The 19477-nt window shown below is 35.9% G+C and carries 20 protein-coding genes, 1 pseudogene, 1 riboswitch and 1 other annotated feature; of the genes and pseudogenes, 12 read left to right on the plus strand and 9 right to left on the minus strand.

What is annotated here, in order from left to right; all coding sequences use genetic code 11:
- Nucleotides 1-120 precede the first annotated feature (120 nt).
- Together M1D66_RS06800 and M1D66_RS06805 are read left to right on the plus strand one after the other, a co-directional pair.
- Nucleotides 121-681 (plus strand): DUF2062 domain-containing protein, encoded by a 561-nt coding sequence (locus M1D66_RS06800; protein ID WP_002026296.1) that lies wholly within the window; start codon nt 121-123, stop codon nt 679-681.
- A 57-nt stretch (nt 682-738) separates the two neighbouring features.
- Nucleotides 739-946: pseudogene (locus M1D66_RS06805) on the plus strand (hypothetical protein).
- Between the two features lie 24 nt (nt 947-970).
- On the opposite strand, the gene M1D66_RS06810 reads toward M1D66_RS06805, so the two are convergent.
- The gene (locus tag M1D66_RS06810; RefSeq protein ID WP_000445819.1) at nt 971-1417 is read right to left on the minus strand and encodes a MarR family winged helix-turn-helix transcriptional regulator; all 447 of its coding nucleotides are present in this window, start codon (nt 1415-1417) and stop codon (nt 971-973) included.
- A 72-nt stretch (nt 1418-1489) separates the two neighbouring features.
- A complete protein-coding gene (locus M1D66_RS06815; RefSeq protein WP_000755850.1) occupies nt 1490-2269 on the minus strand; it encodes a GDSL-type esterase/lipase family protein in 780 nt (259 codons plus the stop codon).
- Nucleotides 2270-2634: 365 nt separating this feature from the next.
- Between M1D66_RS06815 and cpdB the strand changes: the two genes are divergently transcribed.
- Nucleotides 2635-4992 (plus strand): bifunctional 2',3'-cyclic-nucleotide 2'-phosphodiesterase/3'-nucleotidase, encoded by a 2358-nt coding sequence (gene cpdB / locus M1D66_RS06820; RefSeq protein ID WP_242555074.1) that lies wholly within the window; start codon nt 2635-2637, stop codon nt 4990-4992.
- A 48-nt stretch (nt 4993-5040) separates the two neighbouring features.
- Here the strand turns inward: cpdB and nhaC are convergent, their stop codons facing one another.
- A complete protein-coding gene (gene nhaC / locus M1D66_RS06825) occupies nt 5041-6414 on the minus strand; it encodes a Na+/H+ antiporter NhaC (RefSeq protein ID WP_000253731.1) in 1374 nt (457 codons plus the stop codon).
- Nucleotides 6415-6691: 277 nt separating this feature from the next.
- Nucleotides 6692-6912, minus strand: a binding site (T-box leader).
- 140 nt (nt 6913-7052) lie between these two features.
- Between nhaC and M1D66_RS06830 the strand changes: the two genes are divergently transcribed.
- The 8 genes from M1D66_RS06830 (at nt 7053) to M1D66_RS06865 (ending at nt 13806) form a co-directional block, all read left to right on the plus strand.
- A complete protein-coding gene (locus M1D66_RS06830; protein WP_000726896.1) occupies nt 7053-7409 on the plus strand; it encodes a hypothetical protein in 357 nt (118 codons plus the stop codon).
- 77 nt (nt 7410-7486) lie between these two features.
- A complete protein-coding gene (gene bioA, locus M1D66_RS06835) occupies nt 7487-8920 on the plus strand; it encodes an adenosylmethionine--8-amino-7-oxononanoate transaminase (RefSeq protein ID WP_140335867.1) in 1434 nt (477 codons plus the stop codon).
- Nucleotides 8920-9648: a dethiobiotin synthase gene (bioD, locus tag M1D66_RS06840; RefSeq protein WP_025687583.1), complete on the plus strand. Its 729-nt coding sequence runs from the start codon at nt 8920-8922 to the stop codon at nt 9646-9648. The genes bioA and bioD overlap by 1 nt, the downstream gene beginning before the upstream one ends.
- Entirely contained in the window at nt 9614-10801 is a 1188-nt protein-coding gene (bioF, locus tag M1D66_RS06845) for an 8-amino-7-oxononanoate synthase (protein ID WP_001077285.1), read from the plus strand. The genes bioD and bioF overlap by 35 nt, the downstream gene beginning before the upstream one ends.
- Nucleotides 10798-11538: an alpha/beta fold hydrolase gene (locus M1D66_RS06850; protein WP_242555075.1), complete on the plus strand. Its 741-nt coding sequence runs from the start codon at nt 10798-10800 to the stop codon at nt 11536-11538. Before bioF ends, M1D66_RS06850 begins: the two co-directional genes overlap by 4 nt.
- On the plus strand, nt 11504-12313 hold the full coding sequence (gene bioC / locus M1D66_RS06855; protein WP_000608914.1) for a malonyl-ACP O-methyltransferase BioC: 810 nt from the start codon (nt 11504-11506) through the stop codon (nt 12311-12313). Before M1D66_RS06850 ends, bioC begins: the two co-directional genes overlap by 35 nt.
- 1 nt (nt 12314) lies before the next feature.
- Nucleotides 12315-13313 carry a biotin synthase gene (bioB, locus tag M1D66_RS06860; RefSeq protein ID WP_000815856.1) on the plus strand — a complete coding sequence of 333 codons (999 nt, stop codon included), beginning with the start codon at nt 12315-12317 and terminating at the stop codon, nt 13311-13313.
- Nucleotides 13314-13494: 181 nt separating this feature from the next.
- Entirely contained in the window at nt 13495-13806 is a 312-nt protein-coding gene (locus M1D66_RS06865) for a hypothetical protein (RefSeq protein WP_098605457.1), read from the plus strand.
- 31 nt (nt 13807-13837) lie between these two features.
- Here M1D66_RS06865 and ribH read toward each other — a convergent pair whose 3' ends face one another.
- The 5 genes from ribH to M1D66_RS06890 all read right to left on the minus strand — a co-directional run bounded on the left by ribH (nt 13838) and on the right by M1D66_RS06890 (nt 18108).
- Nucleotides 13838-14299 carry a 6,7-dimethyl-8-ribityllumazine synthase gene (ribH, locus tag M1D66_RS06870; RefSeq protein ID WP_000230895.1) on the minus strand — a complete coding sequence of 154 codons (462 nt, stop codon included), beginning with the start codon at nt 14297-14299 and terminating at the stop codon, nt 13838-13840.
- A gap of 18 nt (nt 14300-14317) precedes the next feature.
- Nucleotides 14318-15511, minus strand: coding sequence for a bifunctional 3,4-dihydroxy-2-butanone 4-phosphate synthase/GTP cyclohydrolase II (gene ribBA, locus M1D66_RS06875; protein WP_016111643.1), 1194 nt, complete (start codon nt 15509-15511; stop codon nt 14318-14320).
- Nucleotides 15512-15523: 12 nt separating this feature from the next.
- A complete protein-coding gene (gene ribE / locus M1D66_RS06880; protein ID WP_242555076.1) occupies nt 15524-16168 on the minus strand; it encodes a riboflavin synthase subunit alpha in 645 nt (214 codons plus the stop codon).
- Complete coding sequence (gene ribD / locus M1D66_RS06885) at nt 16150-17262, minus strand: bifunctional diaminohydroxyphosphoribosylaminopyrimidine deaminase/5-amino-6-(5-phosphoribosylamino)uracil reductase RibD (protein ID WP_242555077.1); 1113 nt, start codon at nt 17260-17262, stop codon at nt 16150-16152. Before ribD ends, ribE begins: the two co-directional genes overlap by 19 nt.
- Nucleotides 17263-17567: 305 nt before the next feature.
- Nucleotides 17568-17711: riboswitch (FMN riboswitch) on the minus strand.
- Nucleotides 17712-17901: 190 nt separating this feature from the next.
- Complete coding sequence (locus M1D66_RS06890) at nt 17902-18108, minus strand: CDGSH iron-sulfur domain-containing protein (RefSeq protein WP_001151582.1); 207 nt, start codon at nt 18106-18108, stop codon at nt 17902-17904.
- A gap of 139 nt (nt 18109-18247) precedes the next feature.
- On the opposite strand from M1D66_RS06890, the gene M1D66_RS06895 reads away from it, so the two are divergent.
- On the plus strand, nt 18248-18493 hold the full coding sequence (locus tag M1D66_RS06895) for a DUF2552 family protein (RefSeq protein WP_000360793.1): 246 nt from the start codon (nt 18248-18250) through the stop codon (nt 18491-18493).
- A 9-nt stretch (nt 18494-18502) separates the two neighbouring features.
- Here M1D66_RS06895 and M1D66_RS06900 read toward each other — a convergent pair whose 3' ends face one another.
- On the minus strand, nt 18503-19429 hold the full coding sequence (locus tag M1D66_RS06900) for an alpha/beta hydrolase (protein WP_000819234.1): 927 nt from the start codon (nt 19427-19429) through the stop codon (nt 18503-18505).
- Nucleotides 19430-19477 lie beyond the last annotated feature (48 nt).

The raw sequence follows: 19477 nt of genomic DNA on the forward strand, positions 1-19477 counted from the left end.
TTAAAATGTCATATGTATATTTAGTTAACCATTTCGATATCATTTATAATAAAAGAGAAAACTAAATTTGTTTTTCAGAGTGTGTAAGGACATACTACATATAAAAATATAGTTAAAGAGATGATGAGGGTGAAAACAACTAAGAAAACATATTCGTTTTTTCAGCGGATGTGGAGAATATTAAAGTTTCAATATTATAAGTTGCTTCGATCGCCAGAAGGCGCAAAGAAAGTATCGTTAGGGTTTGCTATAGGATTCGGCTTAGAAATGTTAGTCATTTATACGGCATCGCTCGTATATGTAATATTTTATCCAATCGTCAGGTTAGCAAAGGGATCTTTTCCTGCGGCAGTTATTGGCAATATTATTGGGAAAATATCGTTTCTCCCAGTATTTTTATTTCCGCTTGCGTATGCGCTAGGAAAAATGATTTATCCATTTCATGTACAGAAAATTCATCATGAACCATTTAAGATATCGGACTTGTTTTCAAGTCACATTTTTACCATATTAAAGAGCTTATTACAAAGTGAAGTGTATGTATTAATTGGAATGACGATTTTAGGAGTTGTGTTTGGTCTCATTTCGTATTTCGTTGTGCATTATTTATACGAAAAGAACCGTAAGTTACGCTTGAAGAAAAGGAAGAAACGAGTGAGAGAACCACTTGTACAATTATAAACAATGTCACATTCATTTTCTCCTTTGAATATGTTTAAGAAAAAGGAGGAGAGGATAATGTATTATTATTACGTACCTCAAGTATATCCATATGTAAATTATTATCCGGTTTATGATACGAGTAGACAATACGAATTATATCGGCAACAACAATTACAGCAATTATCACAAATACCACAACAACAGCCTACACAGGAAAAAAAAACCATATTTAACAACATGGCCATATTCCAATGTATACTATGGTAACTATTACGAATCATAAAGCTGCTTCTATTTAGAAGCAGCTTTATACGTTTGTTTTCAAAATTAAATTTTGAATGGTTTGAAGAGAATGAATGAGCTTTTCGCGCTCTTCCTCAGATAATGTTTGGAAATTTTCTTTTAGTTTGTCTAAAATGAATTGCTGATACTGATTTACTAATAATTTCCCTTCAGCTGTTAGGGAAATTAAAATGACCCGTCGATCTTTTTCGCTATAATGACGCTCTATTAGTTCTTCTTGAATAAGTTTGTTTAATAGAGGTGTCATGTTAGGCCGTGAAATCGCTAGCCGCTTGCCGATTTCGGAAACTGCTAATGTGCCGTTTTCATGCAAAAGCAGTAATACTTGTGTATGTGATGGCGGCATATGTCTTTGAGAAGAAAATTCTCCAGGAAGCATAAATTTGCGATAAAAAAGAGGCACTAGCGAAAGAAGATGATCAACAATACGTTCCCACTCGCGTGATTCCATATAAAGGCCCCCTTCCACTATCATTGTAACAAAAAAGACATGTTATAAAAATAGAATTGTTTCATGGTCGCTTTAATATTTATAGGATAACACTTGCTTTGTAAATGTATTGGCAATAATTGCATAGCCGTTATCATTTGGGTGTACTTGGTCAAATAATAACTCTTTTTTATCATTCGATATTAATTTGCGAATTGGTAAAACGATAGATGGTTGATTTGCTTTGGAAATGGAATAAACAGATTCATTCCAGCCATCTAAAAACATATCTGCATAACTTGCGATGGAGTCATCGAGTTGTAACGGGTTATAGAGTTCTGAGAGAATGAGTAAAGCGTCCGGATTTTGATCTCGAACTGTCTTTACAATACTTTTTATATCCGCTTCAAAATGGGCTTTTTCTTTATTTAACATTTTTATACCATCTATAACACCAACATCACGATTTAAACGAAATAAATTATTTCCTCCAATATTAATTGTAATTATATTTGCTGCTCTAATTTTTTCCTTTACATCTTCTGATTGAACTTTTTTAGCGAGACGATCTGTTGTAAGACCGTTTACCCCAAGGTTTTCTACTGTAATTGGTTTATGAATTTGTGCTTCTATTTGCTTAGAAGCTAATTCAGCAAATCCACCTTGTGTCGATCCATATCCTTTAGCGAGTGAATCACCTAATACAAGATGATAAAAAGATTCGTTTGTTTGCTTATCAATCCAATTTGGGGCAGATGTTTTTTCTGTTTTTTCTTCAGATTCATTTTGTTTTGTCTCGTCGTTCTTTTCAAAATAAGAATAAGAAATGATCAGAAGGAGGAGACAAACAATTGTTAAGATGACTTTTTTCATAAATTTATCCTCCTTGTAATTGGTAATTGTATCATATTCAGCAGTATTAGCAATGTAAGGGCATATTATATGTTTATGAAAAGTTTATAATAACTTTACAGAAAATTTGTTGAAGTTTGTCAAAAAATATTGACGATAGGAAAGAACTTTATATATGATAATGTCAGATAAGGTGAAAATTTAATTAGTGGGAGCTTTATTTCCTATTAATTGTTAGTCTTCATCAATCGGGCGTTTAAGGGGACTACTCGTTAGCGCAGGGTGAAATGAAAATTGTGTCTCTAATAGAAGAAAAAAGGTATGTGGTTAGAGACAGATAGGGATTCATTTCATTATTTCTGGTAATTGTATAAGGGGGATTTTTTGTGAAAAAGTCAAAAAAAATGCTAGCTGGAGCAACTCTTGCGATTGGTGTAATGGCACCGCAAGTAATGCCAGCAATAGCTCATGCAGATGAGAACACTGGGGAGAGTACAGTTAACTTACGAATTCTAGAAACATCAGATATTCACGTTAACTTAATGAATTACGATTATTATCAAACGAAAACAGATAATAAAGTAGGTCTTGTACAAACGGCAACACTCGTTAATAAAGCACGTGAAGAAGTGAAAAACTCTGTCCTATTTGATGATGGGGATGCATTACAAGGGACACCGCTTGGGGATTACGTAGCGAATAAAATAAAAGATCCGAAGAATCCTGTGGATCCTAGTTATACACATCCATTATATCGTGTAATGAATTTAATGAAGTATGACGTCATCTCTCTTGGGAATCATGAATTTAACTACGGCTTAGATTATTTAAACAAAGTGATTGAAAAAACGGATTTCCCGGTTATTAACTCGAATGTCTATAAAGTTGACCATGATGATAAGGAAGAGAACGATGAAAATTATTTTAAACCATATCATATTTTAAAGAAAGAAGTAGTGGATGAAGCAGGCCAAAAACAAATAGTGAAAATTGGTGTAATGGGATTTGTTCCACCACAAATCATGAACTGGGATAAAGCGAACTTAGAAGGAAAAGTAAAAGCGAAAGACATCGTCGCAACAGCAAGAATAATGGTGAAGAAAATGCAAGATGAGGGTGCAGATATTATCGTTGCATTGGCTCATTCAGGGGTCGATAAGAGCGAATATAAAGAAGCGAATAAAATGGAAAATGCATCATATCATTTAGCAACACAAGTTCCTGGCGTAGATGCAGTATTAATGGGACATTCACATACTGAAGTGAAGGACGTATTTAATGGTGTTCCGGTTGTAATGCCTGGTGTTTTTGGTAGTAACTTAGGTATTATTGATATGCAATTGAAAAAGGTAAACGGAAAATGGGAAGTACAAAAAGATCAATCTAAGCCGCAACTTCGTCCGATTGCTAATAGTAAAGGTACCCCATTAGTAGAATCTGATCAAAAATTAGTTAATGAAATTAAAGATGAGCATCAAGCGACAATCGACTATGTAAATACACCTGTAGGTGAAACGAAAGCACCAATTAATAGTTATTTTTCATTAGTACAAGATGATCCTTCCGTACAAATTGTGACAAATGCGCAAAAATGGTATGTAGAACAAGAACTTAAAAAACCAGAGTACGAAAAGATTAAAGATATTCCGGTTTTATCTGCAGGTGCACCATTTAAAGCAGGTGGCCGAAACGGTGCTACATATTATACGGATATTCCAGCTGGAACGTTAGCAATTAAAAACGTTGCAGATTTATACGTGTATCCAAATACGTTATATGCTGTAAAAGTAAATGGGGCACAAGTGAAAGAATGGCTTGAAATGTCTGCAGGTCAGTTTAATCAAATTGATCCAACGAAAACAGAAGAACAGCCGTTAGTAAATATAGGCTATCCTACATATAACTTCGATATTTTAGATGGCTTAAAATACGAAATTGATGTAACACAACCGGCGAAATACGATAAAGATGGAAAAGTTGTAAATGCAAATGCTAATCGTATTGTAAATATGACATATGAAGGTAAGCCAGTAGCTGACAATCAAGAGTTCATCGTTGCTACAAATAATTATCGCGGTAGCAGTAAAACGTTCCCTGGTGTAAGTGAAGGAGAAGTTATTTACCAATCACAAGATGAAACACGTCAAATCATAGTGAAATATATGCAAGAAACACCGGTTATTAATCCGACAGCAGATAAAAATTGGACATTTAAACCGATTGTTGCAGATAAGTTAATTACAACATTTGATTCTTCACCAAATGCACAAAATTATATAAAGAAAGATGGGAAGATATCATATGTTGGACCATCTGAAAATGAATTTGCTAAATATGCAATTGATATAACGAAGAAGAATGATGATAAAGAAACTGGTGAAGGAAATCCAACGACACCGCCGAAAGGTGATGGAGGAAATCCGACGACACCACCAACAGGTGGTGGAGAAAATCCAACGATACCGCCAACAGGTAATGGAGAAAACCCAACACCACCAACAGAAGAAGGTAATAATGGTAATGAACCAAAGCAAGATGGAAACAATACTGGATCTGGACAAACTACAACAGATGATCAAAATACAAAAGAAACAACAACTGTAGGTGAAAATAAAGAAGCTGAAAAAGATGAACGTGATTTACCGAAAACAGGTGCAAGTATTGCTTCTACAATTGGAGCTGGTCTTGCGTTTGTTGGAGCGGGATTACTTATGTTATTTAGAAGAAAGAAAGCGAATAGATAGTCGAGAAATATAAAAAGGATTACCGATTTGGTAATCCTTTTTGTTATATTATGAAACTGGTACTGCTTTTTCTTTTTTCCATGAAAGACCGAATCCAGTAAAACCGACGATAATGGTTACGACTGGACAAGCTAAACAGAAGATTGCGTATGGCAAGTAATCGAATGTTGGAACGCTAAGAACGTTTGTTAAGAATACGCCACTGACACCCCATGGTACGAGTGGATTAATTACTGTACCAGCATCTTCTAATACTCGTGATAAATTACGACGTTCTAAACCGACTTCATCGTATTTATTAGCGAATGCTTGTCCTGTTAAAACGATAGATAAGTATTGCTCACCAAGTAAGAAGTTTACACCAATTGCAGTTGAAGCAGTAGAAATAATTAAGCGTGTACTAGTTTTTACGAAGCTAGAGATAATATTCATCAGCTGCGCTATAATACCCATTCCTTGTAATAATCCTCCCATACAAAGAGCTAGGAAAATAAGAGCAATTGACATCATCATACTTTGCAGGCCACCGCGAGATAATAAGCTGTCAATGTCTTGGATACCAGTTTTAGAAACGTAACCGTCTTGCATAATTTTTATTAAATCAGCTAAAGAAGTGCTAGGTTTAAAAATAAAGAGAATAATAATCCCTACCACAATTCCTGCAAGTAATGTTGGAACTGCGGGTACCTTTTTAAATGCGAATAGGAACAGTAATAAAATAGGAATCAGTGTAACGATAGAAATCGTTGCATTTTTTTCTAGTGTGTTAATAAATGCTGAGAAATCAACGTTTCCACCAGATCCGCTTCCTAAAATGAAAAATGCGATAAAAGCAATAATGAAAGCTGGCACTGTTGTCCAAAGCATGTTACGAATATGTTCAAATAAATCTACACCTGTTACAGCAGGCGCTAAGTTTGTTGTATCAGATAAAGGAGACATTTTATCTCCGAAGAATGCACCAGAAATAATTGCACCAGCAATAAGAGCTGGATCGTATCCAAGGGCAGTACCCATTCCCATAAAGGCAAGTCCTACAGTTGCAGCAGTTGTAAATGCACTACCGATACTCGTTCCAACAATTGCACAAACAACAAAAACAGTTGGAACGAAAATTTTTGGAGATACAAGTTGGAAGCCGTATACCATTAAAGTGGGAATAGTTCCAGCTGCGATCCAAACGCTAATTAATACGCCTACAAGTAAGAAAATAAATATAGATGGAATGCCAGCTGAAATACTACTAATCATCCCTTTCTCCATAGTAGACCAAGAGATTTTCTTCAAGAATCCAAATGCTAATAAAAGAACGATACCAAATAAAATTGGGATGTGTGGTGAAACTTCTAATTGAATAACACTAAAACCAATACAGAAAAAGATAAAAATTGTTAAAAGAACAGACTCAATTTTTGAAACCATTGTTTTCCCCTCCTAAGTAATGTGAAATAGCTCTTTTTTATATAAAATTCGCCAATATTGTATATTTCCTTCTAAAATTTAGAATTTTGTGACAAATTACCGGTAATTGTTAGTCCTTCTATATGATACGGAAATGATTGGATAAAAAAACGTCCCTGCATATAATTATGCAGGGACGAAGAAATCGCGGTACCACCCTAGCTTGTGAAATGAATGTATCACAAAATAAAGGGTCATATGATATGCACTTATAAAATAAAAACGCCCCTGCAATATATGCAGGGACGAAAAATTCGCGGTACCACCCTAAATTGTGAAACAGTTTCGTTTCACCACTCTTTAGACATAACGGTCTATAACCGTCTTTCACTACTCCTTACGTTTCGTAAAAGAAGCTCCAGGGGGTAATTCATAATTCGCTCTGTACTGGTTCGCACCGACCACCAGCTCTCTGAAATCAGAAATCGAAATACTACTAAATCCTATCAACGCCGATTCATATGATGTTAGTTAAATTTTTATCATATATTCATCATACATGTCAATAAAAATATGTGATATTTTTTTAGGGAAATAAAGGAGATAGGTTTTAACACTAAAAAATGTGCGTTATAATGAATTTGAAAGGGGAGGAAAGAGTGAAGAAAAAAATAATTCTTTTTACCACCTTACTAGTCATTGGCGGAAGTGCTGGCATTTACACAGCTTTTGCAGCTGAATCAGAGCAAGCGAAGCAAAAGCAAGTACAGCAGTCAGAAGTGAAGAAAGCGAAAGAAGCGGAAGAGAAGAAGTCGATGGAGAAAGCAGCTACGAAACTAGGGGTTTCTAGTGATGGAAAAACAAAAGAAGAAATTACGAAAGAAGTAAATAAGGCTAGATTTGAGCAGCGTCATGATTTATTAATTGAGCATGCGAAGCAGCTTGGAATTAATACAGAGGGAAAAAAAGATGAAGAAATTATTTTAGAAATTGGAAAGATACAGCATGGAAAGTAGAACAACTTATCGTATGATAAGTTGTTCTTTTTTAAGAACTATTTGATTTTAAAATAATTGACAGTCATTCAGATTTAATGTTAACTTTATTTGTAAACAAGTTAACATTAGGGGTGACAATTGTGACAATAAATAGTAAAACGATTGAAAAATCATCTTATACATATGAAGAATTAGCAGAGAAAAATAAAGCTTACGTATGGCACCCATTTACACAAATGAAAGATTATTTAGAAGAAGATCCTGTCATTATTGAACGTGGAGAGGGAAGAAAGCTATACGATGTAAATGGTAATGAATATTGGGATGGTGTTTCATCTATATGGTTAAATGTTCACGGACATCAAGTACCGGAATTAGATGAAGCAATTCGTGAGCAATTAAATAAAATTGCTCATTCTACTATGCTAGGACTTGCTAACGTTCCATCTATTTTATTAGCAGAAAAAATTATTGAGGTTGTACCAGATGGATTGAAGAAGGTATTCTATTCTGATTCAGGTTCTACCGCTGTTGAAATTGCAATTAAGATGGCTTTCCAATATTGGCAGCATAAAGGGAAACGAAAGAAACAAAGATTCGTTACATTAAAAGAAGCATATCACGGTGATACAATTGGAGCTGTTTCAGTAGGAGCAATAGACTTGTTTCACCAAGTGTATAGTTCGCTCTTATTTGATGCGATTAAAATGCCGTATCCATATACATATCGTTCTCCTTACGGAAATAATAAGGAGGAAATTGTAAAAAGCCATTTAGAAGAAATGGAAGAATTGTTGAAAGAAAAGCATGAAGAAGTAGCTGCCATCATTGTAGAGCCATTAATGCAAGGTGCTGGCGGGATGATTACAATGCCAAAAGGATATTTAAAAGGACTGCGCGATTTATGTACTAAGTACAATGTATTATTTATTACAGATGAGGTAGCAACTGGATTTGGGCGTACAGGGAAAATGTTTGCTTGTGAACATGAAAATGTGACGCCAGACATTTTAACTGCTGGGAAAGGTTTAACAGGTGGATATTTACCAATTGCAGTTACGGTAACGACAGATGAAATATATAATGCCTTCTTAGGAGAATATGAAGAACAAAAAACATTTTTCCATGGACATAGCTATACAGGCAATCCGTTAGGGTGTGCCGTAGCAATCGCGAATCTAGAACTATATGAAAAAACAAACTTAATAGAAGAAGTGGCACGTAAAACGGATTATGTGGCAGCGCAATTAGAAAAGCTCTTTGCTTATAAACATGTAGGTGATATTCGTCAGTGCGGATTAATGGTTGGTATTGAGCTTGTGAAGAATAAGGAAGCGAAAGAAGCGTTTGACTGGACAGAGAGAGTCGGTGTTCAAGTATGTAAACGCTCAAGAGAGCTGGGTATGATTTTACGACCGCTAGGTAACACGATTGTATTTATGCCGCCACTTGCTTCTACTTTTGAAGAGATTGATGATATGTTACGCATTTTATATAAGGCAATCTCGGATGTTACGGAGGGAGAATAATGAGTGGTTTTTTCATAACAGCAACTGATACTGAAGTTGGAAAAACAGTAGTTGCAGGTGCTATAGCAGGTGTATTTAGAGAATTAGGATATAACGTAGGGGTATATAAACCGTTGCAAAGTGGGCATGTTGCATCAAACCCTGAGGGAGATGCGGCAAGGTTAAAATCATTATCAGGTGTACCGACACAAGAAAATGAAATTTGCCCTTATTCTATTGAAGAACCACTTGCTCCGAGACTTGCCATGAAAAGAGCTGGAAGAGTAGTAAAGTTAAAAGAAATTACTGATTACTATAATGAACTATTAAAAGAGTTTAATAGCTTATTTGTAGAAGGAGCAGGTGGGCTTGCTGTCCCATATACAGAAGATGCTTTAGTAATTGATTTTGCAAAAGAATTACAGTTGCCTCTTATTGTAGTAGCTCGTCCTACATTAGGAACAGTAAATCATACAGTGTTAACGATTGCTTACGCAAAGGCGCATGGCTTAACCGTAGCGGGTGTCATTTTATCAGGTTGCAAAGAATGTGAAATGGAAAGAGTGCAAGAAAATAAAGAGATGATTGAAGAGCTGAGCGGGGTACCAGTTTTAGGATTATTACCATTCTTTGCAGGTGAGTTTACGAAAGAAGAAGTATTAGAATCTGCAAAAGAACATATTATGATTTCAAAATTAGAGGAGTTTATCCAAAATGAATCAAACGTGGCGGGCGCACCTTCAATGTAAATTACAACAATTACATGAGCAAGGGCAGTATCGTGATTTGCATGTAACAGAGAAGGCAGAAGAGACTTGGCTTATTCGAGATAAAAAAAGGATGTTAAATTTAGCGTCAAATAATTATTTAGGGTTAGCTGGAGATGAAAGGTTAAAAGAAGCTGCTATTGCCTGTACAAAAAGATATGGAACTGGAGCGACTGCCTCTCGTCTCGTTGTAGGAAATCATCTATTATATGAAGAGGTTGAGAGAAGCATATGTGACTGGAAAGGTACTGAAAGAGCTTTAATTGTAAATAGTGGGTATACGGCAAATATAGGTGCCATATCTTCTTTAGCCTCTCGGCACGATATTGTTTTTAGTGATAAGTTAAATCACGCAAGTATTGTTGATGGAATCATATTAAGCGGGGCAGAGCATAAAAGGTATCGTCATAATGATTTGGATCATTTAGAGAAGTTGTTGAAAATGGCTTCGCCTGAAAAAAGGAAATTAATCGTAACAGATACCGTTTTTAGTATGGACGGTGATACTGCGTATTTGAGAGATTTAGTACAGCTGAAAGAGAAATACGGGGCAATCATTATAGTCGATGAAGCACATGCGAGTGGAATATATGGAATCGGCGGAGCTGGGTTATCTCATATAGAAAAAAATCTTTCTCAAAAAATTGATATACATATGGGGACGTTTAGCAAGGCTTTAGGGTGTTATGGTGCGTATTTGACAGGTGATGAAATTTATATAGAGTATTTACAAAATATGATGAGAAGCTTTATTTTTACTACAGCCTTACCACCAAGTACGTTAGGAGCAGTGCAAAAAGCAATTGAAATTGTAAAAGAAGATAACGAAAGAAGAGAGAACCTTATAGCAAACGGAGAATACTTCAGAACTAAATTAAGGGATGCTGGTTTTGATATTGGAAATAGTTCAACTCATATTGTACCGATTGTAGTCGGTTCAAATGAACATGCTTTACGGTTTAGTAAAAGGTTGCAAGAGGCAGGGATTGCGGCTATTGCAATTCGTCCGCCAACTGTGCCGGTTCATAGTTCTCGAATTCGCTTTGCAGTTACATCGCAACATACAATAGCTGATTTAAAATGGGCTATTGACCGAATTATCCACATTGCGAAAGAAGAGGAGCTTTTCGTATGAATGAGCTAAAGATTATTTTTATCCCCGGATGGGGAATGGAAGAGAATATTTGGGATTTAGTACTTCCGTATTTTAAAGGATATTCTGTTCAATGCATAGATTGGCGTAATGTGAAAGAACGAAGTGAATTTGCGGAACGAATTATAGATGTAGCGCATAATGACAACGTAATATTGGTTGGATGGTCACTAGGAGCGTTAGCAGCAGTTGAAGCTTATAAAAAGATTCAGGCAAAAGGCATCGTATTAATTGGTGGTACTGCTAAATTTACAAATACGAGCGATTACAGTAACGGATGGAATGCTTTGCATGTAGAACGGCTGAAAAGGAATTTGGCGAGAAGGAAAGAAGATACGCTCAAGCGGTTTTATGAAAATATGTTTACGAAAGATGAGCTAAAAGGGAATAAAAACTTTGAAGACATTGTAGACCGTTTTAAAGGTGATTCTATTCAGTCTTTACAACTAGGTTTAGATTATTTAATAGAAACAGATATGAGAGAAGAACTAAAAGAAATTAAAGTACCTATACTACTTATTCACGGAGAACAGGATGTAATATGCCCATTGTCTGCGGCACGTAGTATGACGGAGAATAGCAGCAGCGAGCTGAAAGTAGTAAGTGAAGCAGGGCATGCATTATGTGTGATGAATTTCGAATATTGCGCAAATGAGATAATTCAATTTGTAGAGGGGATACGACATGATCAACAAAACGTTACTACAAAAACGGTTTAATGGGGCAGCCGTATCTTACGATCGATATGCAAATGTACAAAAAAAGATGGCACATTCATTACTTTCAATCTTAAAGGAACGATATAGTGAAACGGCATCAATACGTATTTTAGAACTAGGATGCGGGACGGGGTATGTAACAGAGCAATTATCAAAGTTATTTCCGAAATCACATATTACAGCAGTTGATTTTGCTGAAAGTATGATTGCGATTGCGCAAACTAGACAAAATGTAAAAAATGTAACGTTTCACTGTGAAGATATTGAGCGATTACGATTAGAAGAATCATATGATGTCATTATTTCAAATGCTACATTTCAATGGTTAAATAATTTACAACAAGTGTTAAGAAATTTATTTCAACATTTGTCTATAGATGGGATATTACTCTTTTCGACGTTTGGACATGAAACATTTCAAGAATTGCATGCTTCGTTCCAACGTGCGAAAGAAGAAAGAAATATAAAAAATGAAACATCGATTGGTCAACGTTTTTATTCAAAAGATCAGTTGCTTCATATATGTAAGATAGAAACAGGGGATGTGCATGTTTCTGAAACATGTTACATAGAGAGTTTTACAGAAGTTAAGGAGTTTCTGCATTCTATTCGAAAAGTAGGAGCAACTAATAGCAATGAAGGATCATATTGTCAAAGTCCCTCACTCTTTCGTGCGATGCTACGCATATACGAAAGAGACTTCACGGGAAATGAAGGGATAATGGCAACGTATCATGCTTTATTTATACATATAACAAAAGAGGGGAAGAGATGAAATGAAACAAGTACAAACAAAAAGGGATTGGAAAAAACTTGCATACGACGTAGTGGAAGAGAAGATGATTACAAAAGAAGATGCAATAGCGATATTAGAAGCTGATGATACAGAAGTTTTAGAAATTATGAATGCGGCTTACATTATTCGCCATCATCACTTTGGTAAGAAAGTAAAATTGAATATGATTATTAATACGAAATCTGGATTATGTCCTGAAGATTGTGGATATTGCTCACAGTCTATTATTTCAGAAGCACCGATTGATAAATATGCATGGTTAACGCAGGAGAAGATTGTAGAAGGGGCACATGAAGCAATACGCCGTAAAGCAGGTACATATTGTATTGTAGCGTCTGGTCGTCGTCCGACAGATAAAGAGGTAAATCACGTAATTGGAGCAGTTAAGGAAATTCGTGAAACGACAGACTTGAAGATTTGTTGTTGTTTAGGTTTCTTAAATGAAGATCAAGCAGGACGTTTAGCGGAAGCAGGCGTGCACCGTTATAACCACAACTTAAATACACATGCAAATAATTACGATAGTATTTGTTCAACTCATACGTATGATGATCGTGTTGATACAGTTCAAAAAGCAAAACAAGCGGGCATTTCTCCATGCTCTGGAGCGATTTTTGGCATGGGAGAAACAATTGAAGAGCGTGCTGAAATTGCATTTGAATTACAACGTATAGATGCAGATTCTATCCCTTGTAATTTCCTTGTTGCTGTAAAGGGGACACCTCTTGAAGGGCAAAAAGAGTTAACGCCAGTAGAATGTTTAAAAGTACTGGCAATGATGCGTTTTGTAAACCCAACAAAAGAAATTCGTATTTCAGGAGGGCGTGAAATCAATTTACGTTCTGTACAGCCAATCGGTTTATTTGCAGCAAATTCTATTTTTGTCGGGGACTACTTAACGACAGCTGGACAAGAGCCGACTGCGGACTGGGGTATGATTGCAGATTTAGGATTTGAGATTGAAGAATGTGCATTATAAGATAGATGAAAAAGCAAACTTGTAAAAGAGTTTGCTTTTTTGTAAATAAAATGTAATAAATAGTTGTGAACGCTTGATACTATTGGTTTTTGAACGAAAAAAAGAATTTTTGTGGACGAATTTTCCAAGCCCTAGTTGTACATAGTAAATATGTAATTTATATTGGGTTGGAGGATTTTACATGTACAAATACATATTAGCGATTATGACTTGTTTAATTTTAATAAAAGCAATAAGTTCTGATCCAGTTAAGGCTGCTGAAAATCCTGAACAAAAAGAAATGCAACAAAGAATCGAACAACACTTTCGAACGAAAGCTGAACATTTTGGATTGAAAACGGAAGGAAAAGATTTAAAGGAAGTTAGAAAAGAAATTACTATTATAGAAGAAGCGAAAAAAAGAGAGAATGTATGGAGAACGGCACAAGCTCTTCATATAAAAACAGAAGGAAAAACAATGAATGAATTAATAAAAGATGTACAAAAAAGGTGAAAAAATAAAAAGAGGCCGCAGCCTCTTTTTTTTATGCCCATTGTTTTGATAAGTGAGCCATTTCAATTGCAGCAACAGCTGATTCATATCCTTTATTACCAGCTTTCGTACCTGCGCGTTCAATCGCTTGTTCAATTGTTTCTGTCGTTAATACGCCGAAAATAACTGGGATGTCCATTTGTAGTGATAAAGACGCAACACCTTTTGCTACTTCATTACAAACGTAATCGTAGTGAGTTGTAGCACCTCGGATTACAGTACCTAATGTAATAACAGCATCATACTTTCCGCTACTAGCCATCTTTTTAGCGATTAAAGGAATTTCAAATGCACCAGGAACCCAAGCAACATCAATATCATTTTCTTCTACACCGTGACGCTTTAATCCGTCTAAAGCGCCGCCAAGTAACTTACTTGTAATAAATTCGTTAAAACGTCCAACAACAACTCCAACTTTTAATCCTGTACCAACTAAATGACCTTCGAATACCATAATAAATCTCTCCTTTAATTATAAGTTTAGTAAGTGTCCTAATTTGTTTACTTTCGTTTGTAAATACGATTTATTCTCTTCTTTTGCTGGCATTTGCAACGGTACACGCTCGATTACTTCTAAATCGTAACCTTGTAAGCCAGCAATTTTTCTTGGGTTATTCGTTAATAATCGTAAACTCTGTAAACCTAAATCTTTTAATATTTGAGCACCGATACCGTAATCACGAAGATCAGCAGGGAAGCCGAGTTTTTCATTTGCTTCTACAGTATCGAATCCTTCTTCTTGTAATTTATAAGCACGAAGCTTATTAAGAAGCCCAATGCCTCTTCCTTCTTGTCTCATATAAAGAAGAACACCTTTTCCTTCACGCTCAATTTGAGCAAGTGCTGCATGGAGTTGTGGTCCGCAATCGCAGCGATGTGAACCGAATACATCTCCTGTTAAGCATTCAGAATGAACACGTACAAGTACCGGTTCACCTGTTGAAATATCACCTTTTACAAGTGCGATATGTTCTTTCGTATCTAATGAGTTAGAATAGCCAATTGCGTGGAAAGTACCGAAATCTGTAGGTAATGTAATTTCCACTTCTCTCGTCACAAGTGTTTCATGATGGCGGCGGTAAGCAATTAAATCTTCTATTGTAATCATTTTTATATCAAATTGTTTTGCGCATTCTATTAAATCAGGTACACGTGCCATCGTGCCGTCCTCATTTATAATCTCGCAAATAACTCCAGCTGGTTCGGCACCGCATAGCTTTGCTAAATCAACAGCAGCTTCTGTATGACCTGCACGACGCAGGACACCGCCTTCTTTCGCAATTAATGGAAAGATATGTCCAGGTCGATTGAAATCAGCGCCTTTTGATGCGGGGTTTAACAATTCTTGTATCGTAGTTGCACGTTCGTGAGCGCTAATCCCTGTTGTTGTAGAAACATGGTCAATGCTCACTGTAAACGCAGTATGATGTGAATCTGTATTATGAGATACCATTGGTTCTAATTGTAGACGTTCTGCGTACCCTGCTGTAATCGGTACACAAACGAGACCACGGCCATGTGTAATCATAAAATTAATTGTTTCTGGTGTAATGTACTCTGCTAAAGCAATAAAATCGCCTTCATTTTCTCGGTTTTCATCATCACATACGATAACGACTTTACCTTGTTTTAAATCTTCTAGAGCTTCTTCAATACGATGAAACATTGTGCTTCCCCCTTATAGAAATCCGTTTTCTTGTAAAAAGCTTTCAGTCATTGAACCTACTCGTTTTGTAGGTTTAGTAATAAAGCGTTCAATATATTTACCAATCATGTCACACTCAATGTTTACGATATCTCCGGCATTTTTTTCTCCAATGACAGATTCGCTTACTGTGTGCGGGATGAGTGAAATCGTTATGGAAGATTCGTCTATATCAAATATCGTTAAACTCGTTCCATCAACAGCAATGGATCCTTTATGCAAACAATAGCGCAGCAGTTCATCAGAAATTGCTATTTTGTAATAGACGGCATTGTAATGTTGTTTTTTATTTAAAATCGTTCCGATGCCATCAATATGTCCTGAAACGAAATGTCCACCGAATCGTCCGTTTGCAGCCATTGCTCGCTCTAAATTTACTTTAGAGTGCGGTTTAAGCATGCGAAGTGATGTCGACTGCATCGTTTCAGGCATTGCATCAACTGTAAATGAAGTAGTTGTAAAGTTTGTTACAGTTAAGCAAATACCGTTAACCGCGATACTATCACCTAAGTGAACATCTGATAAAATTTTCTTTGCATGAATCGTTAATTTCATCGCTTCTCCGCTTTGTTGCATGTTTGCTATCGTTCCTAATTCTTCTACAATTCCTGTAAACATTTTGTCACCTCGTTTCGGGCATTCGCAACGATTTTTATATCATCACCAATTTGTTTCATCTCTTGAATTTTCAAGGAAAGCGCATCTTGTAATTTTGAAAAACCATTTCCTCCAAATAAAGTAGGAGCATCTTTCCCACCAATTAATTTCGGGCTTATATAGGTTACAATTTCATTAAAATTGTTTGTTTTTAAGAAACTTGCATGAATCGATTGGCCACCTTCAACGAATAGAGAAAGAATTTGTTTTTCTCCAAGAAAGGAAAGAAGGTCCTCGATTTCTATATGCTTCGTTTCCATTTGGAATATAGCTATATTTTTAGATTCATAAGAAGATATCTTCTCTTTCTTTACATCCTTACCGACAATAATCCATGTCGGTGCTAAACCATCTGTTATAACATGAGAAGATGGTGGCGTTCGTAAATGGGTATCTAAAACAACGCGAATAGGATGTTTCCCACCACTTGGAATTCTTGTTGTTAAATGAGGATTATCAGCTATAACTGTATTCACTCCAACAAGAATTGCATCATGTGTATGGCGATATTGGTGAACATCAGCACGTGCTTCTTCACCTGTAATCCACTTACTTTCACCAGTTACAGTTGCTGTTTTTCCATCTAAGCTCATCGCTGTTTTGATTGTTACAAAAGGGCGTTTCGTTTTCATGTAGTGAAAAAAGTAGCGATTTAATAAAACTGCTTCTGCTTCAAGAACACCGGTCGTTACTTCAATTCTAGCTTCCTCTAATCTTTTTTTTCCATTACCAGAAACGAGCGGATTACAATCGAGAGTAGCAATTACAACACGCTTAACTCCTTTTTCGATGAGCAATTCACAACAAGGTGGTGTTTTTCCAAAGTGGCTACACGGTTCCAGTGTTACATAAACGGTAGCGTCTTTGGCGTTCTGACCAGCCATTTGAAGGGCATGAACTTCTGCGTGTTCTTCACCAGCTCGTAAATGAGCCCCCATACCAACGATGTTTCCATCTTTTACAACAACAGCACCAACCATAGGATTTGGACTTGTTTGTCCTGATGTCCCTTCTGCTAACTGCAGGGCAATCCTCATATATTCTTGATCTGTCATTTTCTTCACCTCTCCTAAAAAAATCAAAAAACCCCAAGGATTTAATATCCTTGGGGTTTGGGAGACGTGATTTCTAGAAATATAGTTTGAATACGAAAGCATAGGAAAGAAACCTAACGATAATTGATATTTCTGCATAAGGAAAAAACCTAGCAAAATATCGAATTTTTAAACGCTAGTTGTCTCTTTTTATTTCAGTATAAAAAATAAGTATAGAAAATTAAACATATATAAAGAATCAAAATGAATCTTTAAAAATATGCATACTGAAATAAAAGTGTATTCACTATATAAAAAACTAGAAACATATCCTTCTCCCATCCAGACTATACTGTCGGCCCTAGAGTTTCACTAGATCCACCGTTTTCGAGTTGAAAACGGGTCACGGACTTAGAAGTTTTCACTTCATCACCGCCGGTTGGGAATTTCACCCGACCCCGAAGGATGCTGTTTGCTCAAATTATAGCACAAAAAAAATAAAAGGCTAGTAAAAAATATTCGAATGTGAAGAATTGTGTGAAAATATATGCAGGCTGGAATGGAAATAAAAGTATTAGAAATGTTGTAAGGAGAAGGGATATAACGGAGTTGCTAAAAAGAAAAAACATGCACAAAAAAATGTGCATGTCACATGTAAAATTATTCTGCCTCTGGTGCTCTAACAACAGATTCGAATTTACCTTTATGCGAAGCGTCGCAATAAGGCATATTTTTTGATAAACCACAACGGCATAAAGAAAATGCCGGTTTTGCTGGGAATACATTCCCTTGTGAGTCGACTAATTCCACGTCCCCTGTAACGCGAAAAGAGCCATTATCATTTACTTTAATTTGTACTTTTGCCAACGTTATCCCTCCTTCCCAAACGCTTAATTTCATCATATAATCAAGGGAAGTGCTTGACAATATAAAAAGAGCACTTTGTTTGAGAAAGAAGAGAGTGTTATAATAGTTTTCATAACTGACTAGAGTAAGGTGACGAGAGATGGATAAACAATTACATACATTACGAAACATTGCAAATGAGCGCACGTGGGCATCATTTTTGAATGATAATCATCCATATAGTTTGTTACATTGGTCCATTGCAGGTGTAGGGCAAGAGGCAAAGGATGTTTGGTTACTTCAAGATGAAGTAACATTTCAAACGACAGAATTCCCAACGTTAGATGATGCAATGCAATGGATTTCTGAAAATATGGAACAAGTTACAGACGTTTTAGCGCAATAAAAAACAGGCTTATGCAAGCCTGTTTTTTGTTTCTTTCACATATGTGTTTAAAAATTGATCGACGGCTGCTTCGTACTCTTCTTTATTTTCGTTATAAGAGCAAGCGTGTGCACCGTGTTCTGCAATATAAAGCTGCTTATTATTTTCTTTCGCTTCATATAACGCTTTTGTCATATCAGCTAAAATATAGTCGTCATCTTTACTATGAATAAAGAGAACGGGATTGTTAATGTTTTTTATACAGTCGATTGGTGAAACTTCACGAATTGTATAACCGTCACGAACTTTCAAAAATGCGTTTGCTAAAGGTAATAAAGGCCATTTTGGTAAATGGAATTCAACCTTTAAACGGTGCTGTAATTGTCCGTGAAAATCAGAGAAAGGACAATCTGCAATATAGAAATCAGCACCATCTTCTACAAGTCCTGCGTATTGAAGAAGTGTTGCAGCTCCCATAGATTCACCATGAATACCAAGTGTAATATTGGTGCCAAAACGGTTTTTTAGCCAGTCAACTACGGATTTTAAATCATGTTTTTCATAGTATCCATAGCTTGTTGTTTTTCCGCCAGTTTTACCATGACGACGATGATCGTAAATGAGGACGTTATATCCCCTTTTTAAGAATAAGTTTGCATATTTTACAGAGTTTATTTTATTTACAGTTACACCGTGGCAAAAAACCATAAACTTATTGGTGGAATGACCAGCAGGAATGTAATATCCGTGAAGGTCGTATCCGAATTGTGAAGGGATATGAATTTCTTCTTTATGAAGAGCATCAAAATCCTCTATACGAAAATGTTTTTTCGTTTCTCTTTCGAGTACTTCTTCTTCTGTTTTTTTCTTTAAGTACATCACTTTATTTGTAAAGAAAATCCCAAGGGCAGTTATTGCACCTAGTATAGTAAACAATGCTGCAAAAAAACGTTTCATACTTTACCTCATCCTCCAAATACCGTTACATGTGATACACTTATATTG

The sequence above is a fragment of the Bacillus sp. PK6-16 genome (genome assembly GCF_056530295.1).

What these genes read in the sequence shown, in the direction of transcription:
- M1D66_RS06800 (WP_002026296.1), top strand. Translation starts at nt 121, where the DNA reads ATGATGAGGGTGAAAACAACTAAGAAAACATATTCGTTTTTTCAGCGG.
- M1D66_RS06810 (WP_000445819.1), bottom strand. Translation starts at nt 1,417, where the DNA reads ATGGAATCACGCGAGTGGGAACGTATTGTTGATCATCTTCTTTCGCTA.
- M1D66_RS06865 (WP_098605457.1), top strand. Translation starts at nt 13,495, where the DNA reads ATGTACAAATACATATTAGCGATTATGACTTGTTTAATTTTAATAAAA.
- ribD (WP_242555077.1), bottom strand. Translation starts at nt 17,262, where the DNA reads ATGACAGATCAAGAATATATGAGGATTGCCCTGCAGTTAGCAGAAGGG.
- M1D66_RS06815 (WP_000755850.1), bottom strand. Translation starts at nt 2,269, where the DNA reads ATGAAAAAAGTCATCTTAACAATTGTTTGTCTCCTCCTTCTGATCATT.
- ribE (WP_242555076.1), bottom strand. Translation starts at nt 16,168, where the DNA reads ATGTTTACAGGAATTGTAGAAGAATTAGGAACGATAGCAAACATGCAA.
- M1D66_RS06850 (WP_242555075.1), top strand. Translation starts at nt 10,798, where the DNA reads ATGAATGAGCTAAAGATTATTTTTATCCCCGGATGGGGAATGGAAGAG.
- ribBA (WP_016111643.1), bottom strand. Translation starts at nt 15,511, where the DNA reads ATGTTTCATCGTATTGAAGAAGCTCTAGAAGATTTAAAACAAGGTAAA.
- nhaC (WP_000253731.1), bottom strand. Translation starts at nt 6,414, where the DNA reads ATGGTTTCAAAAATTGAGTCTGTTCTTTTAACAATTTTTATCTTTTTC.
- bioF (WP_001077285.1), top strand. Translation starts at nt 9,614, where the DNA reads ATGAATCAAACGTGGCGGGCGCACCTTCAATGTAAATTACAACAATTA.
- bioB (WP_000815856.1), top strand. Translation starts at nt 12,315, where the DNA reads ATGAAACAAGTACAAACAAAAAGGGATTGGAAAAAACTTGCATACGAC.
- M1D66_RS06900 (WP_000819234.1), bottom strand. Translation starts at nt 19,429, where the DNA reads ATGAAACGTTTTTTTGCAGCATTGTTTACTATACTAGGTGCAATAACT.
- bioC (WP_000608914.1), top strand. Translation starts at nt 11,504, where the DNA reads ATGATCAACAAAACGTTACTACAAAAACGGTTTAATGGGGCAGCCGTA.
- M1D66_RS06895 (WP_000360793.1), top strand. Translation starts at nt 18,248, where the DNA reads ATGGATAAACAATTACATACATTACGAAACATTGCAAATGAGCGCACG.
- ribH (WP_000230895.1), bottom strand. Translation starts at nt 14,299, where the DNA reads ATGGTATTCGAAGGTCATTTAGTTGGTACAGGATTAAAAGTTGGAGTT.
- bioD (WP_025687583.1), top strand. Translation starts at nt 8,920, where the DNA reads ATGAGTGGTTTTTTCATAACAGCAACTGATACTGAAGTTGGAAAAACA.
- bioA (WP_140335867.1), top strand. Translation starts at nt 7,487, where the DNA reads ATGTTAACTTTATTTGTAAACAAGTTAACATTAGGGGTGACAATTGTG.